We start from the raw sequence: 23,770 nt of genomic DNA, 5'->3' as shown, positions 1-23,770 counted from the left end.
GGGAGAATGAGGGGATGGACTGGCAGACACCCGAGGACGCCGTGCCGTCGGCGTTCGTCTCGGAGGCCAGTCGCCGCGCCCTCACCGGCGCGCCACCGGCGAGCGGCGCCTGGCGCGAGGGCGACCCCGCCGGCGACCGCCGATTCGCGCGGGTCGGGCCGCTCGCGCTCGAGCGCGGCGGCGAGCTGCCCTCCGTCACCATCGCCTACGAGACCTGGGGCGAGCTCGACGCCGACGGCGGCAACGCGGTGCTCGTGCTCCACGCGCTCACCGGCGACAGCCACGTGCTCGGCGACGCCGGACCCGGCCACGCCACCGCCGGATGGTGGCCCGGGGTCGTCGGACCGGGCGCCCCGATCGACACCGAGCGCTACTTCGTCGTCGCGCCGAACATGCTCGGCGGCTGCCAGGGCTCGACCGGCCCGGCGTCGATGGCGCCGGACGGCCGGGAGTGGGGACCGCGCTTCCCGTACGTCACGATCCGCGACCAGGTGGCGGCGCAGCGCGCGCTCGCCGAGCGGCTCGGCATCCGCAGCTGGGCGGCCGTCGTCGGCGGGTCGATGGGCGGCATGCAGGCGCTGGAATGGGCCGTCGGGCACCCGGAGCTCGTCGAGCGGGTCGGCGTGCTCGCCTCGCCGCCGCTCTCCGGCGCCGACAGCATCGCGCTCGACAGCGTGCAGTCGGAGGCGATCCGCATGGACCCCGCGTTCGCCGGCGGCGACTACTACGACGCCGCCGACGGCCAGGGTCCGCACCGCGGCCTGGCGCTCGCCCGCCGGATGGCGCTGCTCAACTACCGCTCGCCGACCGAGCTCGACGACCGCTTCGCGCGCAGCTGGCAGTCCGGCATCAGCCCGCTCGGCGGCGGCGGGGTGTTCGCGGTGGAGAGCTACCTCGGCTTCCACGGCAACAAGTTCACGCGGCGCTTCGACGCGAACAGCTATCTCGCACTCGTCGCCGCGATGGACTCGCACGACGTCGGCCGCGATCGCGGCGGTGTGGATGCGGCGCTCGCCACCGCCACCGCGACCGCCCTGGTGCTCGGCGTCGACAGCGACCGGCTGTACCCGGTGAGCGGCCAGGCGGTCATCGCGCGCGGGCTGCGCGGCTCGCTCGACGGCGGCGTCCCGGTGGTCATCGCCTCGCCGTACGGCCACGACGCGTTCCTCATCGAGACCGAGGCGGTCGGCGCGCAGCTCGCGCGGCTGCTCGCGGCCCCGGGATCGCTCGGCGCGACCCGCTCGGACGGCTCAGCCCGCTCGGACGGCTGAGCCCGTCGAAGCCCCGAGCCGTTAAACGGGAATCGGGGGCCGCGTCCCCCGACACGGCCCCCGCATTACTCCCCCATGGGATGCAGTCCCCACTGGCATCCCGTCAGGACGGTGTCCGGATCCCCCGATCCGCGCCTTGCGGCGAACCATCCCTCAAGTGGCTGTCCGGCCTTCCGGCCGGTTCCCCCTCTGTGGCACGAGACTATCCAGCGCGTCGCGCCGCGTGGCATCCCCAACGCGGGGGTCATTCTGGGAGCATGGTGGGGACCGCGCTTCGGCGGTCCGCGGAGGCCTGGTCGGCCTCCCGAGGCGCCGGACTCGGCGGAAAGAGCATATGGAACTGATCACCCGGGAGCGGGACGGGCTGCTGCAGCAGGCCGCCCGCGTGTACGGGCTGAGCTTCACCATCGTCTCGATGCTGTGCCTCGTCGTGCCGGGCACGGTGCCCTCGGGCGCGCTGCTCGCGGCCGCGGTGCCGTACGCCCTCCTCGTGCTCGCGCAGTGGCGCATCGGCGTGAGCCGCAACCCGGTGTGGGTGATCCTGACGATCGTCGCCGTCGCCGCGATCATGGCGGTCGCCACCGTCGGCGCCGCGGCGGCCGGCGGCGCACCCGGCCCGGGCGTGCTCGCCACCTGCCTCGTGCTCGCGACCTGCTCGGCGTCGTCCGTCGCCCTGACGCTGACGTCCTCCATCGGGCGGCGGATCCTGCTCGTCGCCGCGTTCCTCGCCGTCGGCGGCGTCACGGTGGCCCTCACCGGCGACCTGCAGCCGTGGATCCGCACGATCGGCCCGCTCGCGATGGGCTGGGTCGTGCCGACGTTCATCGCCGTCTGGATCAGCGCGGGCGTGCCGGCGGTCGACAAGCGCATCCGCAGCATCGGCCGCGCCCACCAGACCGAGCGCCAGGCGTCGGAGCGCGAGGCCCAGCGGCGCCAGTCCGCCCGGCTGCTGCACGACACGGTGCTCGCGACGCTCACCCTGCTCGCCCACTCCGGCGTCGGCGTCAGCGTCGACGCGCTCCGCGAGCAGGCCGCGGGGGACGCGCGCCTGCTGCGGCAGCTGCGCCTCGGCTCGACCCCGACCCCCCAGCAGAGCGGCGTCTACAACCTGACCCCCGTCTCCGAGTCGGAGCTCGGCACGACGCTCGAGAGCGTCAAGAGCCGCTTCGGCCGGATGGGGCTCGAGGTCACCTGGCACGGCACCGGCCAGCTGCTGCTGCCGAGCCACATCCTCGATGCGTTCCTGCTCGCGCTCGCGGAGTGCCTCGAGAACGTGCGCCGCCACTCCGGCGTGATCGAGGCCCACGTGACCATCACGGAGGACGAGACCACCGTCCGCGCGCTCGTCACCGACCAGGGCGTCGGCTTCGACATCGCCGACGTCGACGAGGCGCGCCTCGGGTTCAAGGAGTCGGTCGTGGCCCGGCTGCGCGACGTCGGCGGCAACGCCCGCCTGTTCTCCGCGCCCGGCGCCGGCACCACGGTCGTGCTGGAGGTGCCCCGATGAGCCCGCGCACCCCCGGCCGCCGCCGCCAGTCGCTGCCCACCGAGACCGGCATCCCCGAGGAGAACACACTCGGCATCGTCGTCGGCCGCGCCGGCCGGGCCATGGCGAGCACCGCGCGGCGCCTCACCCGCCCCGGCTCCCCCTACCGCGCCGGGCTCGGCGGCAACTTCCTCGCGCTCGGCGCCGGCATCGTCGTCGGCCTCCGCGCGCTCTCCGGCCTCGTGCAGTTCGCCTCGCAGTGGACCGAGTACGACTCGCCGCTCATCGCGCTCGTGGCCTGGGTGGTGCTGCTCGTCACGCTCGCCGCCATCGTGATCACCGCCCGGGTGGTCGGCGACCGCTTCCCGACCTGGATGCTGCTGGTCGCCCTCGCCGGCCTCGCCGCCGCCGTGGTGCTCGATCTCACCGCGATCTGGACCATCCACGATGTCGGCAGGACGGCCACCGCCTCCTCCGTCGCCGGCATGGCCCTGCTGCTCATGGTCACGTTCCGCGGCCGCGTCGAGCTGACGGTGTCCGCGATCGTCGCCGGCGTGGTCATGGCCGTGGCGGCCTTCCTCGACACCGAGCCGCTCGACTCCACGACGATCGCGTCGCAGATCCTCGTGGTCGCGGCGACCGCGCTGCCCGCCATCCTCGGCATCACGATCGTGGAGGGCTTCCGCTACCTCGTGCAGGTCGAGCTGGATCGCGCGCTCGTGCAGAGCACCGTGCAGGCGCCGCGCTTCGCGGTGGGCATGCTCGCCTCCGAGGAGCTCGCCCGCCTCGACCTCGCCGCCGAGGAGCTGTTCGACGGCATCGCGGAGAGCCGGGTGCGGCTGCCGCTGAGCCCTCGCTCGTCGTCGGTCGCCGCGTCGCTCGCCACCGAGCTGCGACTGCACCTCATCGAGGGCCGCCGCGAGACCTGGCTCTACCACGCGGTCAGCGAGTCCGAGATGCTCGGCAAGGGCGTCACGCTCGTCGACAAGTCGAGCCTGGCCGGTCTGCTCGACCCCGGGCAGCGCGACGGGCTGCTGCAGACGGCGTGGATGCTCGTCAACGACACCCGCAAGGCGTCGGCGCGCGGCGCCTCCCGCTCAGTGTCGCTGCAGCTCGGCCCCGCGGCGCCGTCGGGCGGCGGCAAGGTCACCGTGCCGATCATCATCACCTCGACCGGGATCCCCCGCAATCGCGTGGATCCCTCGATCTGGGACGCCCTGGGTCGGGTCGGGCGATACTCTGACACCACCCAGGATTCGAGCCTGCGGGTGGACATCGAGTGCCTCGTCGACAATCCGGCTGAGGTCTGAGCCACCCCGGAGATCCGGGATATGGAGGGAACCCATCACATGAGCACCTACCCCGAGCGCATCCGCCTCGCCCTGGTCGACGACCACAAGATGCTCCTCGGGGCTCTGACGGAGTGGATCCGCAACGCCGCCGACGAGATCGACATGGTCGCCGCCGTCACGACGTGGCCCGAGCTGCTGACGCACTCGGCCTTCCCCGTCGACGTCGTGCTGCTCGATCTCGACCTCAAGGACAACATCCCGGTCGCGCTGAAGATCTCGACCCTGAAGCAGAGCGGCGTGCGGGTCGTGCTCATGAGCACCTACTCCGAGCCGAACGTCGTGCGGGAGGCCCTCGCGGCCGGCGCCCTCGGCTACCTCGTGAAGAGCGAGGAGGCGACCATGATCGTCGAGGCGATCCGCGCCGCGGCGCAGGGCGAGAGCTTCATCTCGGCCGAGCTCGACCTCGCGATCAACGCGGCCGACATCGGCGGCGCGCCGAAGCTCTCCGCGCAGGAGCGCCGCGTCATGGCGCTGTACGGCGGCGGCGAGCCCGTGAAGGCGGTCGCCTACAAGCTCGGCATCTCCGAGGAGACCGCGAAGAGCTACCTCAAGCGCATCCGCGAGAAGTACCGGGTCGCGGGCATCGACGTGGGCACGAAGGTGGCGCTACGACGCCGCGCCATCCAGGACGGCATCCTGATCCAGGACGCGCCCACCGGCACCTTCTGAGCGGATCCTCGAGCGGCGGTCGAGCCCGAGGCTGATCGCCGTCAGGCCGAGTCCGATCACGGCCAGCAGCACGCCGACCCACGACGGGGCGACGAAGCCGAACCCGGCCGCGATCACGACGCCGCCGAGCGCGGCGCCGAGGCTGTTGCCCATGTTCAGCGCCGAGTGGTTGATCGCGGCGGCGAGCGTCTGCGCGTCGCCGGCGACATCCATCAGCCGCGTCTGGATGACCGGGCCGACGCTGCCCGCGACGGCCCCCACCAGGAACAGGCCGAGGTAGAGCGACGCGATCCAGGCCGCGCCGAGCGCGGTCACCGCGAGGGCGACGATGAGCGCCGGGATCACGATGAGCAGCGAGCGGCTCGGTCCGATGCGGTCGGCCATCCGGCCGCCGACGACGTTGCCGAGCGTCATCCCGAGCCCCACGACGACGAGCGAGATGGGCACGGTCGCCACCGGCAGCCCGGCGACCTCCGTCGTCAGCGGGGACACGTAGCTGTAGACGGCGAAGAATCCGCCGAACCCGATCGCGCCGACGCCGAGGGTGAGCCAGAGCTGGCCGCGGCGGAGCGCGCTGAGCTCGCGGCGGAACGTCGCCGCCCGGTCGCCGCCCTGGTTCGGCACGACGAGGGCGATGGCGACGAGCGTCAGCGCGAAGATCGCGGCGACGACGCCGTAGGCGATCCGCCATCCGGCGTGCTGCCCGATCCAGGTGATCGCCGGCACACCGACGACGTTCGCGATCGTGAGCCCCGACAGCACCAGCGCGACGCCGCGGGCGCGCTTGCCCGGGCCCATCAGCGAGGCGGCGACGAGGGACGCGACGCCGAAGTACGCGCCGTGCGGCAGGCCGGCGAGGAACCGCGCGCCGACGACGAGCGGGAAGGTCGGCGCGAGCGCGGAGAGCAGGGTGCCGATCGTGAACGCGGTCGCGAGCGCGAGCAGCAGGCGCTTGCGCGGGAACCGCGCCGCCGTGGCCGCGATGGTCGGCGCTCCGACCACGACGCCGAGCGCGTAGGCGGACACCATGATGCCGGTCTGCGCGATGGCGTCGTCGGGCTGCCGCGCGGCCAGCGCCGGCAGCAGATCGCGCGAGATCTCGGGCAGCAGGCCCATGGCGACGAACTCGGTGGCGCCGATGGCGAAGCCGCCGAGCGCGAGCGCGAGGAGGGCGAGGCGCGTGCGCGCCGGGGAGAGCTGGGTCATGAGACGGCCTTCGAGGACAGAGCGGTGGTGGTGCTCGCCGTCGAGCCGGGTCCCATGCTACCGCCGGGCTCCGACCGCCGGTCGGGATCGGGCGCTAGGCCAGGTCGCCGAGCGCGGCCTCGAGCCGCTCGACCTTGCCATCGAGCTCGCCCCTGTGGCCGGGCCGGAGGTCGGCCTTGAGCACGAGCGAGACGCGGGTGCCGTAGGCGGCGACCGCCTCGGTCGCCGCCTTGACGACGGCGAAGACCTCGTCCCACTCCCCCTCGAGCTCGGTGAACATCGACGAGGTGCGGTTCGGCAGCCCGGACTCGCGGACGACGCGGACCGCGGCGGCGACGGCGTCGTGCACCGAGCCGTCCTCCGCTGCTGACGGTCCGCCGGACGGGGCGACGCTGAAGGCGACGATCATGGGGTGGCTCCTTCCGGGAGCGGGGCGGCGGCGCCCGCGGTCGCGGGTGCCGGACGGATGGCGGCGGTGCGCACCAGCCCGGCGACCGCGATCGCGAGCAGCGCCACCTCGGCGAGGTTGCGGAGGACGAGCACCGTGACGCCGATCGGGTTCAGCCCGATCACGGCGTCGTAGAACAGCGGGTAGACGCCCTGCGTCAGCAGCGCGAGCACGAGCGCGACGACGGCCGGCACCGTGAAGCCGCCGGGGCGGCGCACGCCGAGCCGCAGCATCCCGAGCGCGATCGGCACCGCGATCCACGAGACGAACTGCGGCGAGCCGACCTTGTTCGTCACGAGCAGCGCGACCACCACCGCGAGGGCGAGCCAGGGCAGCATCCGCGTCGCGTCCGCTCCGCGGCGGAGGCCGAGCACCGCGATGAGCAGCAGCACCGCGACGACCGCGACGAGCACCGGCGTGAGCACGGCCGCGACCGTGGCGACGCCGTCGCCGCGCAGCTGGTACGTGAGCAGCACGGTGTCGTAGTAGAGCGACCAGGGCCCGCCCGCTGCGGCGGCGAGCATGAACGGGGCGGCCGCCGGCGCCTCGACCTGCAGCCCGCGTCCGGCCTGCTGGGTGATGAAGCTGAGCACGTTCCCGCCGCTGCCGAGGATCTCGGCCACCGCGACGATGACCGCCGAGGTGCCGAGGGCCGTGAGCAGGATCGCGCGGCGACGCGAGTCCGCGACGAGCAGGACGGCGACGAGCGCGGCCGGCCACACCTTGATCCAGGCGCCCGCGGTGAGCAGCCCCGCCGCGATCCGCGGATGCCGGGTCAGCAGCACGACGGCCGCCAGCCCGAGCGGCACGGTGACGCTGTCGATGCGGCCGAGCGCGATCGGGCCGAGGGCGAGGAGGTAGGCGATCCAGCCGGCCGCGACGACCACCCGCCGGCGGTCCGTGCCGTGGCCCAGCAGGATGCGGAACGCCGCCGCGTTCAGCAGCGACACCATGACGAGCCAGCCGACCGGATACGCCTGCGGCACCAGGAGGTGCGGCAGCACGATCGGCAGCAGGGCGCCGACCGGGTAGACGAAGGGCGCGCCGAGGCCGGGCCAGCGCCCCGCGATGCCCTCCGCGATCCAGTACGGGTACACCCACTGCACGTCGCCGAGGGGCTGTCCCGGGCCCGCGAGGTTCATCGCGATCAGCCACAGGTGCACGGCGGCGAACGGGATCCAGAGCAGAGAGGCGCGCCGCACCTGTCCAGGGTAGGCGTCCTGCCGCGCCGGTCGATGTCACCGGATGACGCCGCGCGCGATCGGCATTCCGGTGTGCGCCATGATGATGCCATGACCCGGACCGTGCTCTCGCGCCGTCGCGCGCTCGCCACCGCCGCCGCGGCGGCCCTCGCTCTCGCCCTCGCCGCGTGCTCCGGCGGCACCGGCGCCGCCTCGGGCGGCGACTACGTGACGCAGGGCAAGCTCACCATCGCCACGGGCGACCCGGCGTACCCTCCGTACGTCATCGACGACAAGCCCCAGTCCGGCAAGGGCTACGAGGCCGCCGTCGCCTACGCGGTCGCCGAGCAGCTCGGCTTCGCGAAGAAGGACGTCGTCTGGGTGCGCACCGACTTCGAGAAGGCGATCGCGCCGGGTCCCAAGGACTTCGACCTCAACATCCAGCAGTACTCGATCGACGCCACCCGCGCGAAGAAGGTCGACTTCTCCTCGCCGTACTACGTCGCGACGCAGGCCGTGCTGACGGTCAAGGGCACGCCGGCCTCCGGCGCGACCTCCCTCGCCGATCTCAAGGACGTGCTGTTCGGCGTCGCCACGGGCACCACGAGCGCGAGCCTCATCGAGCAGGAGATCGCGCCGACGCAGCAGACGCAGATCTTCAACTCGAACGACGACGCGGTCGCGGCCCTCAAGGCCGGCCAGGTGGACGCGATCGTCGTGGACTTCCCGACCGCGCTCTACCTCGCCTCCGCCGAGCTCGACGACGGCGAGGTCGTGGGGCAGCTCCCGTCGAGCTCCGGCGGCGAGAAGTGGGGCTTCCTGCTCGCCAAGGACTCCCCGCTCACCGCGAAGGTCACGAAGGCGGTCGACGCGCTCCGCAGCGACGGCACCCTCGACGAGCTGGAGGCGACCTGGATGTCCGGCGACTCCGGGGCGCCCGTCCTGAAGTGACCGCGGCCGAGATCAGCGAGGTCGAGCTCGGCCGCCGCTCCTACCGGCGCCGTCAGAGCGTCCGGTCGGTGCTGGTCGCCGCGCTCTCGACCGTCGTCTTCGCGGCGCTCGTCTGGTGGCTGCTGATCTCCACGCCCGGCTGGGCGGCCGTGCAGGTGTCGTTCTTCAACCCCGACAGCTGGGTGCAGGCGTGGCCGCGCGTCGCGGCGGGCTTCGTCACGAACCTGCGCATCCTGCTCGTCACGAGCCTCGCGGTCGCCGTGCTCGGCACGCTCGTGGCGGCGATCCGGACGCTCCGGGGCGCGGTGTTCTTCCCGCTCCGCGCGCTGGCGACCGCCTACACCGACACCTTCCGCAGCCTGCCGCTCATCATCGTGCTGTACCTGATCGGGTTCGGCGTGCCGGCGCTCGGGATCGTGCCGGGCCGGATCCCGGTCGAGCTGCTCGGCATCGCCGCGCTGACCCTGACCTACTCGTCGTACGTCGCCGAGGTGCTGCGCGCGGGGCTCGAGTCGGTGAACCCGTCGCAGGTGATGGCGGCCCGCTCGCTCGGCCTCGGCCGCGGCCAGACGCTGCGGCACGTGCTGCTCCCCCAGGCGCTCCGCAACGTCACGCCGGCGCTGATGAACGACTTCGTGTCGCTGCAGAAGGACGTCGGCCTCGTCTCGGTGCTCGGCGCCGTGGATGCCGTCCGCGCCGCCCAGAGCGAGGCGAACCTGCTGTTCGACTACACGCCCTACGTCGTCGCCGGCGTGCTGTTCGTGCTGCTGGGCATCCCGTGCATCCGGTTCGTCGACTGGTACACGGCACGGCTGCGCCGCCGCGAGCGGATCGGGGTGATCGCGTGACCGACCCGTCGTCGTCGGTGCTCCGCCTCGAGGACGTGCGCAAGTCCTACGGCACGACGACCGTGCTCGACGGGGTGTCGCTCGACGTGGGCGAGCACGAGGTCGTCGCGCTGATCGGGCCGAGCGGATCCGGCAAGTCGACCCTGCTGCGCTGCGCGAACCTGCTGGAGCGCATCGACGACGGCCGCATCCGGCTGCGCGGCGAGGACATCAGCGACCCGCGCGTGCGGCCCGATCCGGTGCGGGCGCGGTTCGGCGTCGTGTTCCAGCACTTCAACCTGTTCCCGCACCTCAGCGTGATCGACAACGTGACGCTGCAGGCCCGCAAGGTGCGACGGCTCCCGCGGGCCCAGGCCGAGGAGCAGGCGATGCGCGCCCTCGACCGCGTCGGCCTCGCGGCCTTCGCCCGGCAGCATCCGGATCGGCTCTCCGGCGGCCAGCAGCAGCGTGTGGCGATCGCCCGGGCGGTCGCCTCCGATCCCGAGGTGCTGCTCCTCGACGAGATCACGAGCGCGCTCGATCCGGAGCTGGTCGGCGAGGTGCTCGGGCTCGTGCGCGAGCTCGCCGTTCAGGGCCGCACGATCCTCATGGCAACGCACGAGATGGCGTTCGCGCGCGACGTCGCGCACCGGGTCGTCTTCCTCGACGGCGGGCGGATCGTCGAGGACGGGCCGCCCGAGCAGGTGCTCGGCGCGCCGCGGCACGAGCGCACGCGCGCGTTCCTGTCGCGACTCAGCGGCTGACGCGGTCAGCGCCGCGCGACCAGCTCGGCGATCGTAGCCGGGAGCGCCGCGACGAGGTCGAGGATCGTGAAGGGTCCCCCTGCGCTCGCCCGACGGGCCGCCAGCCCGTGCACGACCGCACCGGAGGCCGCGATCGGCACCAGCACCGAGGCGTCCGCGGCGATCTCGTCGGCGTGCGTCGCGACCAGCGCCCCGAGCACGCCGGCGAGGGCGTCGCCGGCGCCCGCGGTGGCGAGCCACGGGGTCGCGGAGGCGGCCGTCGCCAGGGTGCCGTCGGGCGCCGCGACGTGGGTGACGGCGCCCTTCAGCAGCACCACCGCGTCCAGTCGTGCGGCGGCGTCGAGGGCCGCCGTACGCGGGTCGCCGAGGATGTCGCCCTTCTCCGTGCCGAGCAGGCGGGCCAGCTCGCCGGCGTGGGGGGTCAGCAGAACGGGTCCGGACGCCCGCGTCCGCAGGTCGAGTCCCCCGCCGTCGAGCACGACCGCCACGTCCTGCTCGAGCGCGGACGCGATGCGCGCCGCCGTCTCGCGATCGCGGTCGGCATCCTGCCCCGACCCGATCACCCAGGCCTGCACGCGCCCGTCGGCGGTCACGGTCTCCGGACGACGCTGCAGCACCAGCCGCGACGGGCGCCCCGGACCGAGGTAGCGCACCATGCCGACGCCGGTGTGGAGGGCCGCGTCGACGCCGAGCACCGCGGCGCCGGGATAGCGCGCCGAGCCCGTCACGAAGCCGACGACGCCCCGCGAGTACTTGTCGTCGTCGTCCGACGGCAGCGCGATCCAGCGCGCCGCGTCATCGGGGGTCAGCTCGCCGGTACCGGTCATCGCTGCAGGATAGTTTGGCCCGGTGAGCATCACCATCCCCGGCCGGGTCGTCGTCTTCGACTACGGGGAGGTCATCAGCCTCACGCCGAGCGAAGCCGATCGCGCGGCGCTCGTCGCGGTCGCCCGCGACGGCGCCCCGGCCTTCGACGCGGAGGCCTTCTGGGCCGCCTACTGGGCGCACCGGCACGACCTCGACCGCGGCACGATCCTGCCCGACGAGTACTGGCGGATCATCGGCGACGAGACGGGCGCGGACTGGGATGCGGCCCGGCTGCACGAGCTCTGGGCGGCGGACTTCCGCAGCTGGTTCTCCGTCGAGCGCCCGACCGTCGAGCTCATCGCGCGGCTGCACGACGGCGGCACGCGGATCGCCATCCTGTCGAACGCGGGGTTCGACTTCGCCGATCCGCTGCGCCACTCGCCGCTGGGCACGTGGATGGAGCAGGTGTTCATCAGCGCCGAGCTCGACGAGCTGAAGCCGGGGGCGCGGATCTACGAGATCGTCGCCGAGCGGCTCGGCATCGAGCCCGCCGCGATGATCTTCGTCGACAACAAGGCCGAGAACGTGGCCGGCGCCGAGGCGCTCGGGATCACGGGGCACCACTACACGGGGCCGGACGGGCTGCGGGACTTCCTGCTCGGGCTGGCCGGACCGCCCGTGCCGCACGGCGCCGGCGGGCTCGACGCGGGCGACGAGCTCGACGCCGGTCACGACGCGTGAGCGCGGGCACTGGAGGCGCCGCGCGCCGCGGGGTCTCGCTGTTCGACCCGATCCGGATCCGCGACGTCGAGATCCGCAATCGTGCGTGGGTGCCGGCGCTCTGCCAGTACTCGGTGCTCGCCGAGGACGGCGTGCCGGTCGACTGGCACCTCGTGCATCTCGGCTCGTTCGCCCGCGGCGGCGCGGGGCTGGTCATCGCGGAGGCGACCGCCGTCGTGCCGGAGGGGCGGATCTCGCCTCGCGACACCGGGATCTGGAACGACGCGCAGGTCGCGGCCTGGCGTCCGATCACCCGCTTCCTCCGCGAGCAGGGCGCCGTGCCCGGCCTCCAGCTCGCGCACGCGGGCCGCAAGGCCTCCGTGGCGCGCGAGTGGGACGAGGACGCCGCGTGGATCCGCCCGGAGGGCACGCTGCCGCCCGCCGACGGCGGCTGGGAGACGGTCGGCCCGTCGGCGATCCCGTTCGAGGGCTTCGCCGCGCCCCGTGCGCTCGCGGTCGACGAGCTGCCGGCGCTCGTCGACGCGTTCCGGGCCGCGGCGCGCCGGGCGCTCGAGGCGGGCTTCGAGCTGCTCGAGCTGCACGCCGCCCACGGCTACCTGCTGCACCAGTTCCTCTCCCCGCTGTCGAACCGCCGCGACGACGCCTACGGCGGCACGCTCGAGAACCGGGCGCGCCTCCTGCTCGAGATCGTCCGCGCCGTTCGGGCGGAGGTCGGCGAGGGCATCCCGCTGCTGGTCCGGTTCTCGGCGACCGACTGGGCGGACGGCGGCTGGGACGTCGCGCAGACCTCGATCGTCGCCGGCTGGGCGCGCGAGGCGGGCGCCGACCTGTTCGACGTGTCGAGCGGCGGACTGGTGCCGGGCGTGCGCATCCCCGTCGGCCCCGGCTACCAGGTGCCGTTCGCGGAGCGGATCGCCGAGGACGCGGAGGTCGACACCGCCGCGGTCGGGCTGCTCGTCGAGCCGCGCCAGGTGGCCGAGCTGCTGGCCGGCGGCACGGTGGATGCGGTGCTCCTCGGCCGCGCCATGATGCGCGACCCGCACTGGGTGCTCCGCGCGGCGCGCGAGCTCGGCGCCGACGCGACCCCGCTCGCGACGCAGCAGCGCTGGCCGGCGCAGTACCGCCGCGCCATCCCGCGCGACGGCGCCGCCTGGTGACCGCCTCGGACTAGGGCAGGCGGCCCACGTAGACGAACTCGTTGTACGGGAACACCTTGCCGGCGGGCCGCGGGAACGGGAACGAGTACTGGCGGATCGGCTCCGCTCCGATGGTGCGGCCGAGGTCGCGCAGGCCGTCCTCGTCGACGAAGCGCACGTGCGTGGCATCCGTCTTGTAGCCGGCCTCCTGCGGGCAGATCAGGCAGAGCAGGCCGCCCGGCTTCACGTAGGGCGCGTAGATCTTCAGGAGCTCCTCGGTGCCCTCCGTGGGCATGTGCTCGGCGACGTGCGCGAGCAGCATCGAGTCGAACGACCCGAGCACCGCATCCGGCGACTCGAAGAACTCGTCGGCGGTGTACGCCGTCAGCCCGCGCTCGCGCGAGATGTCGATGGAGTACTTGTTGTGGTCGACGCCGACGCCCTGGCCGATGTGGGCGAGGTTGCGGCCGATCCCCGATCCGACGTCGAGCACCCGGCCGAGCCCGAGCCGGCGGATGTTCCAGCGGTACGGGGCCTGCACGTTGAACAGGCGCCGGATCGGCGACTGGTCGAGCTTGCGCAGCCGCTCGGCGTACGCCTCGACGGCGGTGGCGGGCGAGGTGTCGCTGTCGTCGGTCACGGGGCCTCCGGTCTCGTGTCGCACGCCCGAGGACGGGCGCGATCGCGTCTGCCGCTCAGGCTAGCGCGGTCGGTCGTCAGGACGGCCAGCGACGCACGGGCGCCGGGCGGGGCCGCAGCCGGCTAGCGCCGGGTGGCGTCCTGCACCTCGCCGACGAGCTCCTCGATGATGTCCTCGAGGAAGACGACGCCGCGGGTCGCGCCGTTCTCGTCGAACGCGCGCGCGACGTGCAGGCCGGATCGCCGCATGATCGCGAGCGCGTCCTCGAGGTCGGTGTCGCGGAACAGCGAGATCAGCTGGCGGATGCGCTTCGGCGGCACCGGGTCGTCGAACTCGTCGTCGTCGAGGTCGATGACGTCCTTGAGGTGCACGTAGCCGGTCGGCTCGCCCTCCTCGTCGACGAGGACGTAGCGGCTGAAGCCGTTCTGCGCGACCGCGCGCTCCACCTCGGCCGGCGAGGCGGCCTCCGGCAGCGTCACGAGATCCGGCACCGCGATCGCGACGTCGCGCACCTTCTTCTCCGTGAACTCGAACGCGTTGCTCAGCGTGCCGGTCGTGTCGGTGAGCACGCCCTCCCGAGTCGAGGTGGCGACGATCGTGGACACCTCGTCGAGCGTGAACGCGCTCGTCGCCTCGTTCTTCGGCTCGACGCGCAGCAGTCGCAGCGCGCCGTTGGCGACCGCGTTCAGCGCGACGATCACCGGGCGGAACACCATCGACACGGCGACCAGCGGCGGCGCGAGCAGCAGCACGGCGCGGTCCGGCACCGAGAACGAGAGGTTCTTCGGCACCATCTCGCCGAACACCACGTGCAGGAACGACACGATGATCAGCGTGATCGCGAACGCGATCGGCACGATCGCCTCCTCCGGCAGGCCGGTGAGGTGCAGCGGGCCCTCGAGGAGGTGGTGGATGGCGGGCTCGGACACGTTGAGGATCAGCAGCGAGCACACGGTGATGCCGAGCTGGCTCGTCGCGAGCATGAGCGTGGCGTGCTCCATCGCGTACAGCGCGGTGCGCGCGGAGCGCGACCCGGCCTCGGCGCGCGGCTCGATCTGCGACCGGCGGGCCGAGATGACCGCGAACTCGGCGCCGACGAAGAACGCGTTGACGATGAGCAGCACGACCAGCCAGACGATGCCCCAGACGTCGCTCATCGGGCGGCCTCCTCGGTCGTGGTCTCCGCCGCGGCGTCGTCGGACGGCCGCGGCGTGAAGCGGATGCGGTCGATGCGGCGGCCGTCCATCCGCTCGACGCGGAAGGTGCCGGCGTCGGTCGAGACCTCGTCGCCGGGGACGGCGAGGCGTCCGAGCTCGCTGAGCACGAACCCGGCGACGGTCTCGTAGGGGCCGTCCTCCGGCACGGTGACGCCCGCCCGCTCGAGCAGCTCGTCCGGGCGCAGCGCGCCGGGGAACGTGAGCCAGCCGCGGCTGCGCACCACGTCGGCGCGGGAGCGGTCGTGCTCGTCGGACACCTCGCCGACGAGCTCCTCGACGAGGTCCTCGAGCGTGACGACGCCGGCCGTGCCGCCGTACTCGTCGACGACGATCGCGAGCTGGTAGCCCTGCCCGCGGAGCTCGCCGAGCAGCGTGTCGAGCTTCATGGTCTCGGGCACGCGGAGCGCCTCCGTCTGCAGCGCCGAGACCGGCACCTGCTCGCGGCGCTCGCGCGGCACGGAGACGGCCTGCTTGAGATGCACGACGCCCACGACGTCGTCGATGTCGTCGTCGAGCACGGGGAACCGCGAGAAGCCGGTGCGGCGCGCGAGGTCGATGACGTCCTGCGCGCTGCCGGTGCGGTCGATGCTGGTGACGCGCGGACGCGGGGTCATCGCCTCCGACGCGTCGTGGTCCGCGAACACGAGCGTGCGCGCGAGCAGTGTCGCGGTGTCGCGGTCGAGCGAGCCCTCACGGGCGGACCGGCGGACGAGGCTGTAGAGCTCCTCCGCCGTGCGAGCGGAGCTGAGCTCCTCGCGCGGCTCGACGCCGATCGCGCGGAGGATCGCGTTCGCGGTGTTGTTGAGCAGCGCGACGAACGGCTTGAAGACGAGGCTGAAGCCGAGCTGGAACGGCGCGACGATCTTCGCCGTCTGCCGCGTCACCGACAGCGCGAGGTTCTTCGGGATCAGCTCGCCGAGGATCATCGAGAGCAGCGTGGCGACGAGCACGGCGACGACGGACGAGATGACGTCCTGCGCCGCCTCCGCCAGCCCGATCGCCGCGACGACGGGCTCGAGCCAGTGCGCGAACGCCGGCTCGAGCGTGAAGCCGGTGAGCAGCGTCGTCAGCGTGATGCCGAGCTGCGCGCTCGAGAGGTGCGTCGAGGTGTGGCGCAGGGCGGAGATGACCGGGCCCAGGCCGGTCTCGCCCTTGTCCTTCCGCGACTCCAGCTCGGCGCGGTCGAGGTTGACGAGCGAGAACTCGCTCGCCACGAAGAAGCCGGTTCCGACGGTGAGGACGAGGCCGGCGAGCAGCAGCAGCCACTCGTAGCCCATCAGCTCGCCCTCCGTCCGTGTCGGTCCGGCACGGGTCTATGGCAGGGGGCGCTCGTCTGAGACGGGGGGTCGTCCATTATGCGGCGAGTCTAGCGGGAGCGCCGCGGGCCGAACTGGGCGGATACCAGGAGCGGGGCGCGGTCAGCCGCGTCGGAGTCGCGGACGCGACAGCAGCTCGGGCAGTCGGTCGAGGTCGTCGTCGCTCGCGATGCTGATGCCTCGATCGACCAGCGAGAGCAGTCGGACGGAGTGTCCAGCGCGCGCAGCGGCCTCGACCTTGTGGTGCCCGTCGAGCAGGAAGTGGGTGAGAACCCAGTGCGCGGCGTGGTCCGGGCCCCGATCGACCGCCGGTTGCAGCACGTCCAGGATCGAGTAGGCGACCGCGGTCGCGCCGTCGCGGCCCTCGTACGCGTGGACGGTGGCCGGGTCGTTCCAGGACGGCGGGACCAGCGGCACGAGCATCTCGAAGAGGTGGGCATCCCGATCGACGGCGGTCTCGAACGTCCGGTAGTACGGCGTCCCGGGGTCCTCGGGCAGTCCCGTCACCGGATCGACGCCCCACACCGCAGGCTGCTCGCGTCGGAAGTAGTCGTCGTCATCGCCGGGATGGACGAGCCGCGGTCTGACGTCCTCGAGCAGCACCGTGAAGTCGGAGCGCGCGACGAGGCCGCCGTAGGTGCTCAGCACGCCGGGATCGATCGAATCCAGCCCAGCGGCGAGCTGCGCGTTCGCAACGCCGACTGACGAGGTCGGCGCCTCCGCGCGGCGCTCGAAGATCGCCGGGCAGGTGCCGCACCAGATCGCCAGATCGAACGCGTCGCGTCCGTTCACCCGCAGCCGGCGGGCGGGGAACGCGACGCCGGGCGGGCGCGGCGGCGTCGGCACGGAGATCGCCGCATCCGTCTCCTCCACCCCGAGCCGCATCGGGCCGAGCGTGTCGATGATCACGAAGGCAGGCTATGCCGGACGGCGCATTCCGATCACCAGGAGACCGGGAGCGCCTTGCCCTCCTCGTAGCCGGCCGCCGACTGGAACCCGACGACCGCGCGCTCGTGGAAGGTCGCCAGGTCGGCGGCGCCCGCGTAGGTGAAGGACGAGCGCACGCCCGAGGTGATCATGTCGAGCAGGTCCTCGACCGACGGACGCAGCGGGTCGAGGTAGATCCGCGAGCTCGAGATGCCCTCCGCGAAGAGCTCCTTGCGGGCGAGCTGGTACGCGTCGAGGCGGCCGAAGCGCGCATGCACGGCTTTCGTGGACGCCATCCCCCAGCTCTGCTTGAAGACGCGGCCGTCCGCGTCGGACTCGAGCTCCCCGGGTGCCTCGATCGTGCCGGCGAACCAGGATCCGATCATGACGGAGGCGGCGCCGGCGGCCAGCGCGAGGGCGACGTCGCGCGGGTAGCGCACGCCGCCGTCCGCCCAGACGTGCGCGCCTGCCTCGCGCGCAGCCTCCGCCGTCTCGAGCACGGCGCTGAACTGCGGGCGGCCGACCGCGGTCATCATGCGCGTCGTGCACATGGCGCCCGGTCCGACGCCCACCTTGAGGATGTCGGCGCCGGCCTCGACCAGGTCGCGCACGCCCTCGGCGGTGACGATGTTGCCGGCGGCGATCGGCACCGGCAGCTTCAGCGCCGCGACCTCGCGGATGGCGCGGAGCATCGACTCCTGGTGGCCGTGGGCGGTGTCCATGACGAGCACGTCGACGCCGGCCGCGACGAGCGCCTTCGCCTTGCCGGCCGGGTCGCCGTTGATGCCGATCGCGGCGGCGACGCGGAGGCGCCCGCTCGCGTCCACGGCCGGGGAGTAGAGCGTCGAGCGCAGCGCGCCGCGGCGGCCGAGCGAGCCGATCACGCGGCCGTGCCGGCGGATGAGCGCCCACTCGACCCCCGCCTCCGCGAGCAGGTCGAAGGCGCGGTGCGGCGCGGACGGGTCGTCGAGGTCGTCCGCGTCGAGCCCGAGCACGGTGCCGTGCACGAGGTCGCCGAGGCGCGCGTCGGGCACGACCGAGGCGAGGCGCTCGGCGGGCACCGCCCCGATCTCCTCGCCGGCGCCGTCGACGACGAGCACGCCCCAGCCGGCCGACGGCGGCAGCTGGGCGAGCGCGTCCTGGGCGGTGGCGTCGCCCGGCAGCCGCAGCACGCCGTCGAACGCGACCGGCTGGTCCTTGACCCAGCGGATGGCGGCGTCGAGATCCTGCAGCGGCAGGTCCTGCGGCAGCACGGCGATGCCGCCGCGGCGCGCGAGGGTCGCCGCGAGGCGCGGTCCCGTGACCGAGTTCATGTTCGCCGCGACGATCGGGATGGTCGCGCCGGTGCCGTCGCCGGGGGCGAGGTCGACGGCGAGACGGCTGCCGACATCCGACCTCGAGGGCACCAGGAAGACGTCCGAGTAGGTGAGGTCGTGGGCGGGGAGCTGGCCGGTGAACCGCATGCCCCCACGGTATCCGGCACGGGGGCGCGATTCCCGGGCGGATCCCCGGAACGGCGACGGCGCTCCCAGCGCGATGCGGTTAGGCTTGATCGCGGCGCGGCCGCCGCTGGCAGCGTCGAGATTCCCGAGGCAGAACAGCAATCGAAGGTGGGCGGTCGGCCGTGACGAGCCAGGTGACCGGTGTCAACTCGGAGGGCGACTCCTCCAACGGATTCGGAGCCAACGAGTGGCTCGTCGACGAGCTCTACGAGCGGTTCCTCGAGGACCGCGAGAGCGTCGACAAGAGCTGGTGGCCGATCCTCGAGGCCCGGCAGCGCGGTGCCGCGCAGGTGACCGACCCCACCCCGACCACCGCCATCCCGGTGCAGCAGGCCCAGGGGGCCCCGGCCGCTGAGGTCCCCGCCGCTGAAGCCCCCTCGGCTGAGCAGCCGCCGGCCGAGTCCCAGCAGGGCGGCGAGGCCCAGATCCCGGATGCCGTCGCCGACGCGCCCGCCCCGGCAGCGCCCGCCGCCGAGCAGCCGACCCCCACCGGCGCCGCGCCCGTCGCGCGCACCACGGGCGTGCAGGCGAAGCCGCAGCCGATCCCGGCCGAGGCGCCGCAGACCTCCAGCAACCCGGTCGTCGCCGACCGCGAGGACGTCGTCACGCCGCTGCGCGGCATGGCCAAGACCCTCGCCACGAACATGGACGCCTCGCTCAGCGTGCCGACCGCCACGAGCGTGCGCACGATCCCGGCGAAGCTGATGATCGACAACCGCATCGTCATCAACAACCACCTGCGCCGCGCCCGCGGCGGCAAGGTGTCGTTCACGCACCTCATCGCCTGGGCGATGGTGCGCACGCTGCAGGAGTTCCCGAGCCAGAACGTGTTCTACGACGAGCGCGACGGCAAGCCGGTCGTGGTCGCGCCGGCGCACATCAACCTCGGCATCGCGATCGACCTGCCGAAGCCGGACGGCACCCGCTCGCTCATGGTGCCGGGCATCAAGCGCGCCGACACGATGGGCTTCAGCGAGTTCCTCGCCGCCTACGAGGACGTCGTCGCCCGCGCCCGCGCGAACAAGCTCACCGCCGCCGACTTCCAGGGCGTCACGATCTCGCTGACCAACCCGGGCGGCATCGGCACCGAGCACTCGGTGCCGCGCCTGATGCGCGGCCAGGGCACGATCATCGGCGCCGGCGCGCTCGAGTACCCCGCCGCGTTCCAGGGCTCCGCCGCGAAGACGCTCGTCGAGCTCGGCATCGGCAAGACGATCACCCTGACGAGCACGTACGACCACCGCGTCATCCAGGGCGCCGGCTCCGGCGAGTTCCTCAAGCGCGTGCACACCAAGCTCATCGGCGGCGACGGCTTCTACGAGGACCTGTTCTCGGCCCTGCGCATCCCCTACGACCCGATCCACTGGGCCGAGGACATCAACGTCGACCTCTCGACCCGCGTCGGCAAGACCAGCCGGGTGCAGGAGCTCATCAACTCCTTCCGCGTGCGCGGCCACCTCATGGCCGACATCGACCCGCTCGAGTACCGCCAGCGCTCGCACCCCGACCTCGAGATCTCGACCCACGGGCTCACGTTCTGGGATCTCGACCGGGAGTTCGTCACCGGCGGCTTCGGCGGCAAGCGCGCCGCGCTGCTGCGCGACATCCTCGGCGTGCTCCGCGACTCCTACTGCCGCACCATCGGCGTCGAGTACATGCACATCCAGGACCCGGACCAGCGCGCCTGGTTCCAGGAGCGCCTGGAGCGCCCGTACGAGAAGCCCGGGCACGACGAGCAGCTCCGCATCCTGTCGAAGCTCAACGAGGCCGAGGCCTTCGAGACCTTCCTGCAGACGAAGTACGTCGGCCAGAAGCGCTTCAGCCTCGAGGGCGGCGAGTCGACCATCCCGCTGCTCGACGAGATCCTGCAGGGCGCCGCGGAGGCCGGCCTCGACGAGGTCGCCATCGGGATGGCGCACCGCGGCCGCCTCAACGTGCTCACGAACATCGCCGGCAAGACCTACGGCCAGATCTTCCGCGAGTTCGAGGGCACCCAGGACCCGAAGACCGTGCAGGGCTCCGGCGACGTGAAGTACCACCTCGGCACCGAGGGCAACTTCACCGCCGCGTCCGGCGAGCAGATCCCCGTCTACCTCGCGGCGAACCCGTCGCACCTGGAGGCCGTCGACGGCGTGCTCGAGGGCATCGTCCGCGCGAAGCAGGACCGCCGCAACGACGGCCGCTACGGCGTGCTGCCCATCGTGGTGCACGGCGACGCCTCGATGGCCGGCCAGGGCGTGGTGGTCGAGACGCTGCAGATGTCGCAGCTGCGCGCCTACCGCACCGGCGGCACCATCCACCTCGTCATCAACAACCAGGTCGGCTTCACGACGCCGCCGAGCGAGGGCCGCAGCTCGGTCTACTCGACCGACGTGGCGAAGACCATCCAGGCGCCGATCCTGCACGTGAACGGCGACGACCCGGAGGCCGTGGTCCGCGTCGCGGCGCTCGCCTTCGACTACCGCCAGCAGTTCAAGCGCGACGTCGTGCTCGACCTCGTCTGCTACCGCCGCCGTGGTCACAACGAGGGCGACGACCCGTCGATGACCCAGCCGCTGATGTACAACCTCATCGAGGCCAAGCGCAGCGTCCGGACGCTGTACACCGAGGCCCTCGTCGGCCGCGGCGACATCACGCAGGACGAGTACGACGCGGCGCACCAGGACTTCCAGGACCGCCTCGAGCGCGCGTTCGGGGAGACCCACGCCGCCCAGACCGGCACCATGCCGGTCGTCGGCGACGCGGGCGCCGTGTCCGACCTCGAGCGCCCGCAGGCCCAGCAGGACGACGCCGTCGGCGAGCCGGTCTCCACCGGCGTCGACGAGTCGGTCGTGCAGCTGGTCGGCGACGCGATGTCGAACCCGCCCGCCGGGTTCGCCGTGCACCCGAAGCTGCAGCAGCTGATGCGCAAGCGCACCGAGATGAGCCGCACCGGCGCCATCGACTGGGGCTTCGGCGAGCTCATCGCGTTCGGCTCCCTGCTGGTGGAGGGCACGCCGGTGCGCCTCGCCGGCCAGGACGCCCGCCGCGGCACCTTCGTCTCCCGGCACGCCGTGCTCCACGACCGCGAGAACGGCCAGGAGTGGATCCCGATCGCGAACCTGGCCGAGAACCAGGCGAAGCTCTGGATCTACGACTCGCTGCTCAGCGAGTACGCGGCGATGGGCTTCGAGTACGGCTACTCGGTGGAGCGCGCGGACGCCCTCGTGCTCTGGGAGGCGCAGTTCGGCGACTTCGCCAACGGCGCCCAGACCGTCATCGACGAGTTCATCTCCGCGGCGGAGCAGAAGTGGAACCAGCGCTCGAGCGTCGTGCTGCTGCTCCCCCACGGCTACGAGGGCCAGGGGCCGGACCACTCGTCCGCCCGCATCGAGCGCTACCTCCAGCTCGCGGCCGAGAACAACATGACGATCGCGCGGCCGTCGACGCCCGCGTCGTACTTCCACCTGCTGCGCCGCCAGGCCTACGCGCGTCCGCGTCGTCCGCTCATCGTCTTCACGCCGAAGTCGATGCTGCGGCTGCGCGGCGCCACGAGCGACGTCGCCGACTTCACGTCGGGGCGCTTCGAGGCCGTGCTCGGCGACCCCTCCGTGACCGACGCCAGCACGGTGAAGCGCGTGCTCGTGCACGCCGGCAAGATCCACTACGACCTGCTCGGCGAGCTGGAGAAGCGGGGCGGCCGCGAGTCGATCGCGCTCGTGCGGCTCGAGCAGTTCTACCCGGCCCCGGTGCAGGAGCTGCAGGCCGAGCTGGCGAAGTACCCGGACGCCGAGGTCGTATGGGTGCAGGACGAGCCCGAGAACCAGGGCGCCTGGCCGTTCGTGAACTCGGACATCGCCACGCAGCTCGACCGCCCGATCCGCGTGATCTCGCGCCGCGCCTCCGCCTCCCCGGCGGCGGGCTCGACGAAGCGGTCCGCGGCGGAGCAGGCCGCGATCCTCGACGCCGCGCTGTCGCTCTGACCGCCGGACGCTCCTGAACCCCCGGCCCACGCCCTGACGGCGCGGCGGAACGCGATCTAGGCTCGGCTCATGGACGACGCCCTCCTCGCCTCCCTCCGCCGGGCCGTCGAGGCGGCGCCCGGCGACGCCGAGCTGCGGCTGCACCTCGGCGAGCTGCTGCTGCAGCGCGGGGATGCCGACGGGGCCGTCGCGGAGGCGAGCGCCGTGCTCGCGCTGACGCCGTCCGACGACCGCGCGCGCCGGCTCATCAGCGCCGCCCTGGCGCCCCGGCCCGAGGCCGGGCCGGTGCCGGAGGCGCCCCTGGCGTCGGATGCGCCGCACGCGGCAGAGGCTCCGCTCGCGCCGCTCGCCCCCGAGACCCCGGCCGCACCCGGCTCGTTCGACTGGACCGCGGCGGAGGCCCAGGTCGAGGGCATCGCGAAGCCGATGTTCGTGCGTCCCGACTCCGGCGACGGCCCGCTGTTCGACGACCGGGAGGCCGAGCGCTCCTCCGTCGTGCTCGCCGACGTCGGCGGCATGCAGACCGTGAAGGCGCGGCTCGAGTCGGCGTTCCTCGCGCCGCTGAAGAACCCGGAGCTCCGCGCGCTGTACGGCAAGAGCCTCCGCGGCGGGCTGCTCATGTACGGTCCGCCCGGCTGCGGCAAGACGTTCATCGCGCGGGCGGTGGCCGGCGAGCTCGGCGCGTCGTTCCTCTCGGTCGGGCTCAGCGACATCCTCGATCGCTACCTCGGCGAGAGCGAGAAGAACGTGCACGAGCTGTTCCAGCTCGCGCGCCGGAAGGCCCCGTGCGTCGTCTTCCTCGACGAGCTCGACGCGATCGGACAGCGCCGCTCGCTGAGCCGGGGCAGCGGGCTCCGCAGCGTCGTGGTGGCGCTGCTCGAGGAGCTCGACGGCATCTCGTCAGACAACGACGGCGTGTTCGTGCTCGCCGCCACCAACCAGCCGTGGGACGTCGACCCGGCGCTCCGGCGCCCCGGGCGGCTCGACCGCACGGTGCTCGTGCTGCCGCCCGACGAGCCGGCGCGCGAGGCGATCTTCCGGCACCACCTCGCCGGGCGCCCGGTGGAGGGCATCGACCTGGCGAGACTCGCGGCGCGGTCAGATGGGCTCTCGGGTGCCGACATCGCGTACGTCTGCGAGCTCGCGAGCGAGGCGGCGCTGCTCGACAGCGTGCAGACCGGCACGGCCCGGATGATCGGGATGCCGGACCTGGTCGGCGCGCTGGCCCAGGTCACGCCGTCCACCGGCCCGTGGCTCGACTCGGCGCGCAACGTCGTGCTGTTCGGCGAGGACGACGGCACCTTCGCCGACCTCCGCGCGTTCCTCAAGCGCTCGAAGCGGCTCTGAGCCGGACGCGATGACGAGGG

20 protein-coding genes are annotated in these 23,770 nt (G+C 73.1%); 11 read left to right on the top strand and 9 right to left on the bottom strand.

Annotated features, from left to right (window positions below; translation table 11 throughout):
• Positions 1-14: 14 nt before the first annotated feature.
• The 4 genes from metX to AC1RSJ_RS12650 all read left to right on the top strand — a co-directional run bounded on the left by metX (position 15) and on the right by AC1RSJ_RS12650 (position 4,778).
• Positions 15-1,271, top strand: a complete 1,257-nt coding sequence (gene metX, locus AC1RSJ_RS12665; RefSeq protein WP_493118747.1) for a homoserine O-acetyltransferase MetX — start codon at positions 15-17, stop codon at positions 1,269-1,271.
• 334 nt (positions 1,272-1,605) lie between these two features.
• Entirely contained in the window at positions 1,606-2,778 is a 1,173-nt protein-coding gene (locus AC1RSJ_RS12660; RefSeq protein ID WP_493118746.1) for a sensor histidine kinase, read from the top strand.
• On the top strand, positions 2,775-4,067 hold the full coding sequence (locus AC1RSJ_RS12655) for a hypothetical protein (RefSeq protein ID WP_493118745.1): 1,293 nt from the start codon (positions 2,775-2,777) through the stop codon (positions 4,065-4,067). The genes AC1RSJ_RS12660 and AC1RSJ_RS12655 overlap by 4 nt, the downstream gene beginning before the upstream one ends.
• Positions 4,068-4,106: 39 nt before the next feature.
• A complete protein-coding gene (locus AC1RSJ_RS12650) occupies positions 4,107-4,778 on the top strand; it encodes a response regulator (protein WP_493118744.1) in 672 nt (223 codons plus the stop codon).
• Here AC1RSJ_RS12650 and AC1RSJ_RS12645 read toward each other — a convergent pair.
• The 3 genes from AC1RSJ_RS12645 to AC1RSJ_RS12635 all read right to left on the bottom strand — a co-directional run bounded on the left by AC1RSJ_RS12645 (position 4,716) and on the right by AC1RSJ_RS12635 (position 7,634).
• Positions 4,716-5,984 (bottom strand): MFS transporter, encoded by a 1,269-nt coding sequence (locus AC1RSJ_RS12645; RefSeq protein ID WP_493118743.1) that lies wholly within the window; start codon positions 5,982-5,984, stop codon positions 4,716-4,718. The genes AC1RSJ_RS12650 and AC1RSJ_RS12645 overlap by 63 nt on opposite strands.
• A 94-nt stretch (positions 5,985-6,078) precedes the next feature.
• Complete coding sequence (locus tag AC1RSJ_RS12640) at positions 6,079-6,393, bottom strand: thiamine-binding protein (RefSeq protein ID WP_493118742.1); 315 nt, start codon at positions 6,391-6,393, stop codon at positions 6,079-6,081.
• Positions 6,390-7,634, bottom strand: coding sequence for a glycosyltransferase family 87 protein (locus AC1RSJ_RS12635; RefSeq protein WP_493118741.1), 1,245 nt, complete (start codon positions 7,632-7,634; stop codon positions 6,390-6,392). Before AC1RSJ_RS12635 ends, AC1RSJ_RS12640 begins: the two co-directional genes overlap by 4 nt.
• Positions 7,635-7,724: 90 nt before the next feature.
• On the opposite strand from AC1RSJ_RS12635, the gene AC1RSJ_RS12630 reads away from it, so the two are divergent.
• From AC1RSJ_RS12630 to AC1RSJ_RS12620, 3 genes are read left to right on the top strand one after another with little or no spacing between them, the layout of a single operon-like run.
• A complete protein-coding gene (locus tag AC1RSJ_RS12630) occupies positions 7,725-8,564 on the top strand; it encodes an ABC transporter substrate-binding protein (protein WP_493118740.1) in 840 nt (279 codons plus the stop codon).
• Complete coding sequence (locus tag AC1RSJ_RS12625) at positions 8,561-9,412, top strand: amino acid ABC transporter permease (RefSeq protein ID WP_493118739.1); 852 nt, start codon at positions 8,561-8,563, stop codon at positions 9,410-9,412. The genes AC1RSJ_RS12630 and AC1RSJ_RS12625 overlap by 4 nt, the downstream gene beginning before the upstream one ends.
• Positions 9,409-10,155 carry an amino acid ABC transporter ATP-binding protein gene (locus AC1RSJ_RS12620; protein WP_493118738.1) on the top strand — a complete coding sequence of 249 codons (747 nt, stop codon included), beginning with the start codon at positions 9,409-9,411 and terminating at the stop codon, positions 10,153-10,155. The genes AC1RSJ_RS12625 and AC1RSJ_RS12620 overlap by 4 nt, the downstream gene beginning before the upstream one ends.
• Before the next feature lie 5 nt (positions 10,156-10,160).
• Here the strand turns inward: AC1RSJ_RS12620 and AC1RSJ_RS12615 are convergent, their stop codons facing one another.
• Entirely contained in the window at positions 10,161-10,982 is an 822-nt protein-coding gene (locus AC1RSJ_RS12615; RefSeq protein WP_493118737.1) for an ADP-dependent NAD(P)H-hydrate dehydratase, read from the bottom strand.
• A gap of 22 nt (positions 10,983-11,004) precedes the next feature.
• On the opposite strand from AC1RSJ_RS12615, the gene AC1RSJ_RS12610 reads away from it, so the two are divergent.
• Together AC1RSJ_RS12610 and AC1RSJ_RS12605 are read left to right on the top strand one after the other, a co-directional pair.
• Positions 11,005-11,703 (top strand): HAD family hydrolase, encoded by a 699-nt coding sequence (locus AC1RSJ_RS12610; protein WP_493118736.1) that lies wholly within the window; start codon positions 11,005-11,007, stop codon positions 11,701-11,703.
• Entirely contained in the window at positions 11,700-12,860 is a 1,161-nt protein-coding gene (locus tag AC1RSJ_RS12605) for an NADH:flavin oxidoreductase/NADH oxidase (protein WP_493118735.1), read from the top strand. Before AC1RSJ_RS12610 ends, AC1RSJ_RS12605 begins: the two co-directional genes overlap by 4 nt.
• Before the next feature lie 10 nt (positions 12,861-12,870).
• On the opposite strand, the gene AC1RSJ_RS12600 is transcribed toward AC1RSJ_RS12605, so the two are convergent.
• From AC1RSJ_RS12600 to guaB1, 5 genes are all read right to left on the bottom strand, one after another.
• A complete protein-coding gene (locus AC1RSJ_RS12600; protein WP_493118734.1) occupies positions 12,871-13,479 on the bottom strand; it encodes a class I SAM-dependent methyltransferase in 609 nt (202 codons plus the stop codon).
• Between the two features lie 122 nt (positions 13,480-13,601).
• Positions 13,602-14,636, bottom strand: a complete 1,035-nt coding sequence (locus tag AC1RSJ_RS12595) for a hemolysin family protein (protein ID WP_493118733.1) — start codon at positions 14,634-14,636, stop codon at positions 13,602-13,604.
• On the bottom strand, positions 14,633-15,973 hold the full coding sequence (locus AC1RSJ_RS12590; RefSeq protein ID WP_493118732.1) for a hemolysin family protein: 1,341 nt from the start codon (positions 15,971-15,973) through the stop codon (positions 14,633-14,635). Before AC1RSJ_RS12590 ends, AC1RSJ_RS12595 begins: the two co-directional genes overlap by 4 nt.
• Positions 15,974-16,114: 141 nt before the next feature.
• A complete protein-coding gene (locus tag AC1RSJ_RS12585) occupies positions 16,115-16,921 on the bottom strand; it encodes a hypothetical protein (RefSeq protein WP_493118731.1) in 807 nt (268 codons plus the stop codon).
• A 32-nt stretch (positions 16,922-16,953) separates the two neighbouring features.
• Positions 16,954-18,402, bottom strand: a complete 1,449-nt coding sequence (guaB1, locus tag AC1RSJ_RS12580) for a GMP reductase (protein ID WP_493118730.1) — start codon at positions 18,400-18,402, stop codon at positions 16,954-16,956.
• Positions 18,403-18,563: 161 nt separating this feature from the next.
• Between guaB1 and AC1RSJ_RS12575 the strand changes: the two genes are divergently transcribed.
• On the top strand, positions 18,564-22,403 hold the full coding sequence (locus AC1RSJ_RS12575; protein WP_493118729.1) for a multifunctional oxoglutarate decarboxylase/oxoglutarate dehydrogenase thiamine pyrophosphate-binding subunit/dihydrolipoyllysine-residue succinyltransferase subunit: 3,840 nt from the start codon (positions 18,564-18,566) through the stop codon (positions 22,401-22,403).
• Between the two features lie 69 nt (positions 22,404-22,472).
• Positions 22,473-23,750 (top strand): ATP-binding protein, encoded by a 1,278-nt coding sequence (locus AC1RSJ_RS12570; protein WP_493118728.1) that lies wholly within the window; start codon positions 22,473-22,475, stop codon positions 23,748-23,750.
• Positions 23,751-23,770 lie beyond the last annotated feature (20 nt).

This window comes from Schumannella sp. GW821-FHT10F01 (assembly GCF_058809295.1).
This window is presented reverse-complemented; position numbering and strand designations above follow the sequence as displayed.

Bases quoted from the DNA above. Each gene is read 5' to 3' on its own strand.
- metX (WP_493118747.1), top strand. From the start codon at position 15: ATGGACTGGCAGACACCCGAGGACGCCGTGCCGTCGGCGTTCGTCTCG.
- AC1RSJ_RS12660 (WP_493118746.1), top strand. From the start codon at position 1,606: ATGGAACTGATCACCCGGGAGCGGGACGGGCTGCTGCAGCAGGCCGCC.
- AC1RSJ_RS12655 (WP_493118745.1), top strand. From the start codon at position 2,775: ATGAGCCCGCGCACCCCCGGCCGCCGCCGCCAGTCGCTGCCCACCGAG.
- AC1RSJ_RS12650 (WP_493118744.1), top strand. From the start codon at position 4,107: ATGAGCACCTACCCCGAGCGCATCCGCCTCGCCCTGGTCGACGACCAC.
- AC1RSJ_RS12645 (WP_493118743.1), bottom strand. From the start codon at position 5,984: ATGACCCAGCTCTCCCCGGCGCGCACGCGCCTCGCCCTCCTCGCGCTC.
- AC1RSJ_RS12640 (WP_493118742.1), bottom strand. From the start codon at position 6,393: ATGATCGTCGCCTTCAGCGTCGCCCCGTCCGGCGGACCGTCAGCAGCG.
- AC1RSJ_RS12630 (WP_493118740.1), top strand. From the start codon at position 7,725: ATGACCCGGACCGTGCTCTCGCGCCGTCGCGCGCTCGCCACCGCCGCC.
- AC1RSJ_RS12615 (WP_493118737.1), bottom strand. From the start codon at position 10,982: ATGACCGGTACCGGCGAGCTGACCCCCGATGACGCGGCGCGCTGGATC.
- AC1RSJ_RS12595 (WP_493118733.1), bottom strand. From the start codon at position 14,636: ATGAGCGACGTCTGGGGCATCGTCTGGCTGGTCGTGCTGCTCATCGTC.
- AC1RSJ_RS12590 (WP_493118732.1), bottom strand. From the start codon at position 15,973: ATGGGCTACGAGTGGCTGCTGCTGCTCGCCGGCCTCGTCCTCACCGTC.
- guaB1 (WP_493118730.1), bottom strand. From the start codon at position 18,402: ATGCGGTTCACCGGCCAGCTCCCCGCCCACGACCTCACCTACTCGGAC.
- AC1RSJ_RS12570 (WP_493118728.1), top strand. From the start codon at position 22,473: ATGGACGACGCCCTCCTCGCCTCCCTCCGCCGGGCCGTCGAGGCGGCG.